Below are 8,216 nucleotides of genomic sequence, written 5' to 3' on the forward strand. Positions count from 1 at the left end.
ATCAAAGCAGGCGAGACGAGGAGGTCCGGAAGCTGCTCGCCTCCCTGTACCGGGAAAATTTCGAGGAGCGGCACCTTCCCTTGGCGATGCAGCAGCTGTTCGTTCTTGACCTGGTGGGCTGCCTGGTCAAAGTGCAGGATCAGCTGATGGTGAAGGAGCAGGCGGACATGAGGCAACTGCTGCAGCAGCTCGGCACGGCCAATCACCCGAAGCAGGCGTTTGATAACGCTACGGAGAGATTCGCGGAAATTTCGGACGACATCGATCGGCGCAAGAAGAGCCGCAACGTCCAATTGATCCGCGATACGGTGGACTACATTCATCACCAGTACGGACAGGCTGATCTCAGCCTGGATGCCGCGGCGGATCATCTGAATATATCCAAGGGGTATCTGTCGCAATTTTTCAAAGAGCAGACAGGGGTCAATTTTTCCGAATACGTTGAGAACCTCCGGATGGACAAAGCCAAGCAGCTGCTGTCCGAGACCAGGCTGCCGATCCGGGATATTGCGCAGCAGGTCGGGTACCACGCGTCCAGCACCTTCTGCCGGGCCTTCAAACGCGGCAGCGGCATCAGCGCAACGGCGTACCGCGATATCGCACATAAGAAACCGGCTTCCCCTCTTCACCGTCAGGATGCATAAGCGTTTTTGGGCCAGGGATTTCCTGGCCTTTTCGCTTACAGAGAATACCCCGCCAGCGGCCGGCTGCTAAGGCAAATACGCCCGAATCTAACGAAATGTATACAAGCCGGGCAAAGGTCAACGGCCTTTCTGAACGAGGGTAAACCCGCCGGGGAACAGGCAATTTACACCTTGGGCGGTCCCGGTCTATGCTGGGTCCAATCAAGGGGGGTGAAAGTGAAATGAGCATGTCAGTGACCGAGCGAAAGACAAGGGCAGCGCGCAGGACGGGAAGGAGACCCGCCGTAAAGAAGCTGATCCACAGCTGGCAGTTATACGTGCTGATGGCGCTGCCGCTTCTGTATTTGATCATTTTCAAGTACGTACCCATGTATGGCGCACAAATCGCTTTTAAGAACTTTATTGTGACCAAAGGCATTTGGGGAAGCGAGTGGGTCGGGCTGAAGCACTTTGAGCGCTTTGTTCACTCGTACGACTTCTGGAGGATTTTGAAAAACACCTTGATCCTCAGCTTTTACAACCTGGCTGCGAGCTTTCCGTTTCCCATTCTGCTGGCGCTCGGCCTCAACTATTTGCGGGGGCGGGTATTCAAGCGAGCGGTGCAGATGGTCACGTATGCCCCGCATTTCATCTCGATTGTCGTCATCGTCGGGATTATCCGGGAGCTGCTCGACCCGAGAACGGGCATCGTCAACAAGCTGCTCGGCTTTATCGGTGTGGGGCCGGTCAATTTTATGGGCGAGATTTCGATGTTCTCTTCCATTTATGTCTGGTCGGATGTCTGGCAGCATGCGGGCTTTAACTGCATCATTTTCATTGCGGCGCTTGCCGCGATCGACCCTGCCCTGCATGAAGCGGCCGTGGTCGACGGGGCCAGCAAGCTGCGCCGGATGTGGCATATCGACCTGCCCGGCATCATGCCCATGGCAATCATCCTTTTGATCCTGAGCACCGGGCATGTGCTCGACGTCGGCTTTGAGAAGGTGCTCCTTCTCCAGAACCCCATTAACCTGAAGGCATCCGAGATTATCGACACGTACGTGTACAAGGTCGGTCTGACCTCGCAGGTGGCGAATTACTCGTACTCAACCGCCATCGGTTTGTTCAAGTCGGTCATTAACCTGGTGCTGCTCATCGTGGTCAACAAGATCGCTCAGCAGTCGAAGCAGGCAAGTCTGTGGTAAGGAGGGAAGCCCATGAACGGCACGTTGCGCAATGACTCTCGGGGAGACAAGGTGTTCTCGCTCGTGAACGGCGCCATCGTCACCCTGTTTTTTATCAGCGTGCTCTATCCGATCGTGTACATCGTCAGCGCGTCTTTCAGCGACTCCAATGCCGTCGTGTCCGGCAAGGTATGGTTGTGGCCGGTTCGTCCGACGCTGGAAGGTTACGCTGCCGTATTCGACTACAAGATGGTATGGACCGGATTTAAAAACTCCGTCGTCTACACCGTGACAGGCACCGCCCTCAACGTCTTCCTGACGGTGCTGGCCGCTTATCCGCTGTCCCGTAAAGACCTGTACGGCAAAAACGTATTCATGATTCTGTTCATGTTCACGACGATGTTTACGGGGGGACTGATCCCCAGCTATCTGCTAGTGCGGGAGCTCGGTATGCTCGATACGATCTGGTCCATGATCATTCCGGGAGCGCTGACCGTATGGAATGTCATCATCGCCCGGACGTATTTCCAAATGTCCATACCGGACGAGCTGCTGGAGGCGGCACGGCTGGACGGTTGCAATGACTTCCAGTTTTTATGGAAAGTGGTCATCCGGCTGTCGGGACCCATTCTCGCCGTGATTACGCTGTATTATGCGTCGGCCAACTGGAACCAGTATTTTAACGCGATGATTTATTTGAAATCCCAGGACCACTACCCGCTGCAGCTCGTGCTTCGCGATATTCTGATCCAGAACGATGTCGACACGGCGATGCTGGCATCTTTCCGCTTCTGGTCGTGTATCCTTTCGTTCAGAAATTTCTGGTCAAAGGCGTCATGATCGGCTCATTAAAGGGATAAGGAGATGATCGGTGTGAAAGAAAGTTCCTGTCTTTGCTACTCATATCCGCGGTCATGATCGGCCTGCTCGGCGCATGCGGAAGCGGGGATTCGGGGGGCGCGCCGGCGGCGGAGCCGGGTGCCGGTGAAGCAGTAAGCGATGCGGGCGTGTTCCCGATCGTGAACGACAAACTGACGCTTAAGGTCATGATCGGTGCCAATCCGGCCGTCGAAGATTTCAATACGAACGAATTCACCAAATACTTCGAAGAGAAAACGAATATTCATGTGGAGTGGGAAATTGCCACCGCCGAGAAGCTCAACCTGGCGCTGGCTAGCGGTGACCTGCCGGACGTCATCATGAGCATGAACGTCACGCCGGAGCAGCAGGCGCTGTACGGAGAACAGGGGGTCATTCTTCCTCTGAACGATTACATTGAGAAATACGGCCTGAATACGAAAAAAATGTTTGAGGAAAGTCCGCTGGTCAAACCGACGATCACCTCGGCCGACGGGAACATTTACGCCCTGCCGGCTCCGAACGAATGCTACCACTGCTCCATGCGACAGAAGCTGTGGATCTACGAGCCGTGGCTGAAGGCGCTCAATCTGGAGATGCCGACCACGATCGATGAATTTTATAAGGTGCTGAAGGCGTTCAAGACCCAGGACCCGAATAAAAACGGGAAGGCCGACGAAATTCCGTTCTCGGGAGCGCCGCAAACGACGCAAAATTCGACCCTGACGACGAGCGTGGAAAACTTCCTGATGAACTCTTTCACGTATGCCCCGTATACGAGGATGTATGTGAATGATGAGGGCAAAGTCGACGTTCCGTTCGTCAAGGACGGTTGGAAGGAAGGGCTGGCCTTCCTGCACAAGCTGTACGCTGAAGGCTTGATGGATCCGCAATCGCTGACCCGGGATCCCGCGCAGCTCGTTCAGCTGGGGGAAAATCCGGACGTGCCGATTCTGGGCGCCACCTCCGGCCCCAATATGAGCGTGCTCACCCAACTGAGCGGTGCTAGTGGCCGGTGGAAGGATTATGTCGCCGTCCCTCCGCTGAAAGGCCCGGAAGGGCTTCAGGTGACGCAGTACGATCCTTACCAGGTGGCCCCTGGGCAGTTCGTGATCACGAACAAGGCGAAAAATCCGGCGGCGGCCTTCCGCTTCGCGGACGCCCTGTACGACCGGGAAACGACGCTGCGCTCAACGATCGGCGAGCCGGATAAGGACTGGAGATGGGCCAAAGACGGCGAAATCGGATTAAACGGCAAGCAGGCGGTCTATAAAGACATGTCCCAATTCGGGGTGACGCAGAACAAGCACTGGGCGCAGACCGGCATCGCCTACCGTCCGAATTCGCTGCGCCTCGGCGCGGTGGAGGACAAGGAGAACCCGCTGGAATCGATCCTGTACAACGAGACGAAGACCAAATACGAGCCTTATCGTGTCAAGGTGGAGACGGTGCTGCCGCCGCTCAATTTTACAGTGGACCAATCGCAGGAGCTGGCTGACCTGTCCAAGACGATCTTCGATTACACGAACGAAATGATGGCGCGGTTCATTATCGGCGACGCCGACCTCAACGCCCAGTGGAACGAGTACCAGTCGACGCTGAAGAGCATGGGGCTGGACCGATACCTGGAGATCTACCAAGAAGCGTATGATGCCCGCAAATCCGTGGCATCCGAGACCCAATCGTAAGGAGGAAACTTCGATCATGACCGCTATTCAATCGCAAGCCTTTACCGTTCCGGACAAATGGAAGTGGTTTACCGAGAGCCGTTACGGGATGTTCATCCATTGGGGGCCTTATGCGCAGTACGGGCGCGGGGAACAGGTGCTGTTCCGTGAGCATTTGGACCACAAGGAGTATGCGGAGCAGGCCTGCGCATGGAACCCGGAGCATTACGATCCCGAACTGTGGGCCTATACGGCGAGAAAAGCCGGGTTTAAATATGCCTGCTTTACGACCCGGCACCACGACGGCTACTGCATGTGGGACAGCGCTTATACGGACTACTCCAGCGCCAAGCAGGCTCCGCAAAGGGATTTTGTCCGTGAATACACCGAGGCCTTCCGCAAGGAGGGGCTGCGGATCGGACTGTACTATTCGTGGATCGATTGGCGGCTGCCGGCGTATTTCGACGGCCCGGCCAAGGATCCGGAGGGGTGGGAGAAGGTCCGTGCCTATCTTCACGCCCAAGTCAAAGAGCTGCTGACGAACTACGGAAAGATCGACCACTTCTTCTTCGACGGAGTATGGCCGCGGAATGCGGATGATCTGCAGAGCGTGAAGCTGGTGGAGGAAATGCGGGCGCTGCAGCCGGAAATTCTAATCAATAACCGGCTTGGTTATTCCGCCGCTCATGACGGGTATCGGGCCGACGGGGGCGTGGGTGCCGGCGATTCCGATACGCTCGGCGACTTCGGTACCCCGGAGCATGTGATCCATGCCGAGCAAAAGCGGCTGTGGGAGTCGTGCCAGGTGACGACATGGCGGCTCTGGAGCCATGTAATCGGCGAGCGGTGGCGTCCGGCGGACGTGCTGCTTGATATGCTCTGCGAAAGCGCCGAGAAAGGCGGCGCCCACGGGGGCAACCTGCTGCTCAACGTCGGACCGACGGCGGACGGTCAGCTCCCGCCTGAATTCGTGGAACGGGGGCTGGAGATCGGGCGCTGGCTGGAGGTGCACGGCGAGGCGGTGTACGGCACGGACGGAGGCTCCGTCACCGAGTTTATCACCCGCGGACGGCAGACGACCTGCGGCAATAACTTGTATTTGATCATCCGGTTCTGGGACGGCCGCCCGGACATGAGGCTGGCCGATTTGAACACCCGGGTGAAGGGCGTCACGCTCCTGACCACAGGGCAGGAGCTCGCGTTTGAACAGAACGGCGATGAGCTGTGGATTCACGGGCTGCCGCGGGAGGCGCCGACGCGGCTCTTCCCGGTGATCCGCGTGGAATGCGAAGGCAAGCCCGAGGCGAATCAGTGGGGCAGAGAGCGGCTGTGGGAAGGCGACCCCGCCCGGGTAGCCGACTGGGCGCGCTTGCGGGGCACATCGGTATTCGCCGATGGGGCCGAGCGGTAGCTCAGCCGGATTTAACTAAAATGCAAACCCTGACCCTGTAACCTTAGGGCCGTCTCATACTAGGCAGCCGTATGCTTTTTCCTTGGAGCCTTTCTTCCGAGGAAGGCATGCGCTGAGCCTTGGAGGGATGGCCCTTTTGTTGTGAAGAACGATTCGGCGTTATTATATTCCTTTACATTTATATAACCAAAAGGTAATATAATAGTCATGAACACAGACAAACTGTTTGAAGCGTTATCCGAACCGAACCGGCGGAGCATTCTGGAATATTTGCGAGTGCGGGACCGTTCTGTGGGCGAGCTTGTGGAGCTGTCGTCCTTAAGCCAGCCGGGGGTGTCCAAGCATTTGCGGATCCTGCGGGAAGCGGGGCTTGTGACCGTCCGCAGCGATGCCCAGAAGCGGATGTACAGCCTGAACGCGAAGCCGCTGGAGCAGCTTGACGATTGGCTTGGGCCCTACCGTAGGTTCTGGTCCGGCAAGCTGGACGACCTGGAGCGCTTCCTCGATGAAGAAGAGCCCTGAGCAGGAAAATACCTGCTTGCAGGGATATGGCAGAATTTAAGTTGGATTGGGTATCCTGACGGAATGACAAACTTTAAGGAGCATGTGAAAAAGGAGGATCAGCCGTGAATTCCAATGAATTGGCCGTGGTTGAGCAGGACGAGCAGGGAACCCGTGTGCGGTTCGTGCGGCATTTGAAGCACCCGGTGGAGAAGGTATGGGCGGCGCTGACCGAGAATGACCAGCTGAAGCAGTGGTTTGCGGAGCTTCGCGTCGAAGATTTGCGTGAAGGCGGAGTCATCTCATTCGATATGCAGGACGGTACTTATGAAAAGTTCGAAATTTTGGAGCTGAAGCCCCTGTCGGTACTTGAGTATACCTGGGCGGAGGACCGCGTCCGGTTTGAGCTGTATCCCGAGCCGCAGGGCTGCCGTCTCGTCCTGATCGAGACGATCGTCCGAGTCACCGATCATACGCCCAAGGACGTTGCCGGATGGGATGTCTGCCTAGACGTTATCGAAGCGCTGCTCGACGGCCGGACCATTGCTTCCCGGAAGGACATCTGGGAAGGGAAATACGAGCGATACCGCAATCGGTTTGCGGAGTTGCGTCAGGGATAAGCCATGAGCGGCAGACAGCCGAGATGTACAGCCAAGGAGCCCCCAGTCTAATAGGACTGGAGGGCTTTTTTTGGCGTGGCGTTGGCGTTGGGGACGATCTTCAGCCGGCGTTTTGGGCACCTCCAAGTGCACAGTGGACGGGCCGAAAGCCGGAGCCTGCAAAAATGGAAGGCGGTGCTTATCATCCATCCATCATGCTGGTTATGCGAATTTCTGCTCCTCAGCTGCCAGAGGAAATCTGCTGCTCCCGGTAGGATCGGGGCGAGCAGCCGATTGTTTTTTTGAACATTTTGGAGAACAGGAACGGGTCTGTGTAGCCGACCGAGCGGGACACGTCGCTTACCGACAGCTCCAGGTTGTGCAGCAGCACGGCGGCGCGTTTCATCCGGTACTCCAGCAGGAACGCCTGCAGCGACACGCCGAACTGGTCCTTGAACAGGCCGGACAGGTATGTCCGGTCCAGTCCGACAGAACGGGCGATATCCTGAATGCTGATCTTCTGGCTGTAGCTGCTCTCGATATAGCCGACGGCCTTGCGGACGTAGGCTTCCTTCGAGGTGGTGGGACGCGGGGCTTCGCCGTTGTCACGGCAGTCCCGAATCAGTTCGCCCAGCAGCCCGTACAGGATGCCCTGGCTGAGCACGTCGCCGCCGGGTCCTTCCATCGCGGCGCGCAGCTGTCTGTAAAACCGCGGAAAGCCGCCGTCCGGACCTGCCTCGTAGACTGGATGGGACGCATTCAGGTGGGCGCGCTGCAGGAGCGTCTTGGCCAGCACACCTTGAAAGCCGAACCATGTATACGTCCACGGATCCGACTCGTCGGCCGTGTATTGCACCAGCATATCCGGCACGATCAGGAATCCCTGTCCCGCGCCGAGCCGGTAGGTGGTGCCGCCAGTGGTGAAAGTCCCCGTGCCGCTGTGCACATAGTGCAGGATGTAGGCATCCCGCAGTCCGGGTCCCCACGAATGGTTCGGCAGGCATTCTTCCATGCCGAAAAAGTGCAGGCGGAGATCGGTTTGGCCCTGCAAGGCGGGCATATAATAGTCGACATTGATCCGGGTCATTTGCGTTCTGAGTCCCTCCCGTCTGTCTCACAAACCTTTTTAAAGAGATCAGAAAGTATAAGTTTTGGAGCTTCCGTTTCCTGATCTCGCAAGAAAAACTTCCGCTAAACGAGGTCTGTCTTCTTTGAAGGTACGTCGATAGACGTTTTTTTATAATATCAGAAAGTATAAACTCCAGAGCTATGGCTTCCTGATATTGCAAGAAAAGTTACCTTTAAACGCGGTCTGTCATCTGTGAAGGTACGTCGATAGACAGTTTTTTTANAATATCAGAAAGTATAAACGT

At 56.6% G+C, this 8,216-nt stretch carries 7 protein-coding genes and 1 pseudogene; 7 read left to right on the top strand and 1 reads right to left on the bottom strand.

The genetic code is table 11. The features are described 5' to 3' along the window. The 7 genes and pseudogenes from CPT76_RS27890 to CPT76_RS27925 form a co-directional block, all read left to right on the top strand. On the top strand, positions 1-644 hold a 644-nt coding region (locus CPT76_RS27890; RefSeq protein ID WP_181153086.1), incomplete at its 5' end, for an AraC family transcriptional regulator. A gap of 221 nt (positions 645-865) precedes the next feature. Next, on the top strand, positions 866-1,828 hold the full coding sequence (locus tag CPT76_RS27900; protein ID WP_258168858.1) for an ABC transporter permease: 963 nt from the start codon (positions 866-868) through the stop codon (positions 1,826-1,828). A gap of 12 nt (positions 1,829-1,840) precedes the next feature. Further along, a pseudogene (locus tag CPT76_RS27905) lies at positions 1,841-2,667 on the top strand (carbohydrate ABC transporter permease). A 33-nt stretch (positions 2,668-2,700) separates the two neighbouring features. Then, on the top strand, positions 2,701-4,353 hold the full coding sequence (locus CPT76_RS27910) for an ABC transporter substrate-binding protein (protein WP_258168859.1): 1,653 nt from the start codon (positions 2,701-2,703) through the stop codon (positions 4,351-4,353). A gap of 16 nt (positions 4,354-4,369) precedes the next feature. After that, a complete protein-coding gene (locus tag CPT76_RS27915; protein ID WP_105445202.1) occupies positions 4,370-5,743 on the top strand; it encodes an alpha-L-fucosidase in 1,374 nt (457 codons plus the stop codon). Positions 5,744-5,950: 207 nt separating this feature from the next. Then, on the top strand, positions 5,951-6,265 hold the full coding sequence (locus tag CPT76_RS27920) for an ArsR/SmtB family transcription factor (RefSeq protein ID WP_089549304.1): 315 nt from the start codon (positions 5,951-5,953) through the stop codon (positions 6,263-6,265). Positions 6,266-6,369: 104 nt separating this feature from the next. Beyond that, entirely contained in the window at positions 6,370-6,864 is a 495-nt protein-coding gene (locus CPT76_RS27925) for an SRPBCC family protein (protein WP_256993024.1), read from the top strand. Between the two features lie 220 nt (positions 6,865-7,084). Here CPT76_RS27925 and CPT76_RS27930 read toward each other — a convergent pair whose 3' ends face one another. Beyond that, entirely contained in the window at positions 7,085-7,930 is an 846-nt protein-coding gene (locus tag CPT76_RS27930; protein WP_105445203.1) for an AraC family transcriptional regulator, read from the bottom strand. Positions 7,931-8,216: the final 286 nt, after the last annotated feature.

The organism is Paenibacillus sp. AR247 (genome assembly GCF_002968895.1).
GTDB classification, from domain to species: domain Bacteria; phylum Bacillota; class Bacilli; order Paenibacillales; family Paenibacillaceae; genus Paenibacillus_AQ; species Paenibacillus_AQ favisporus.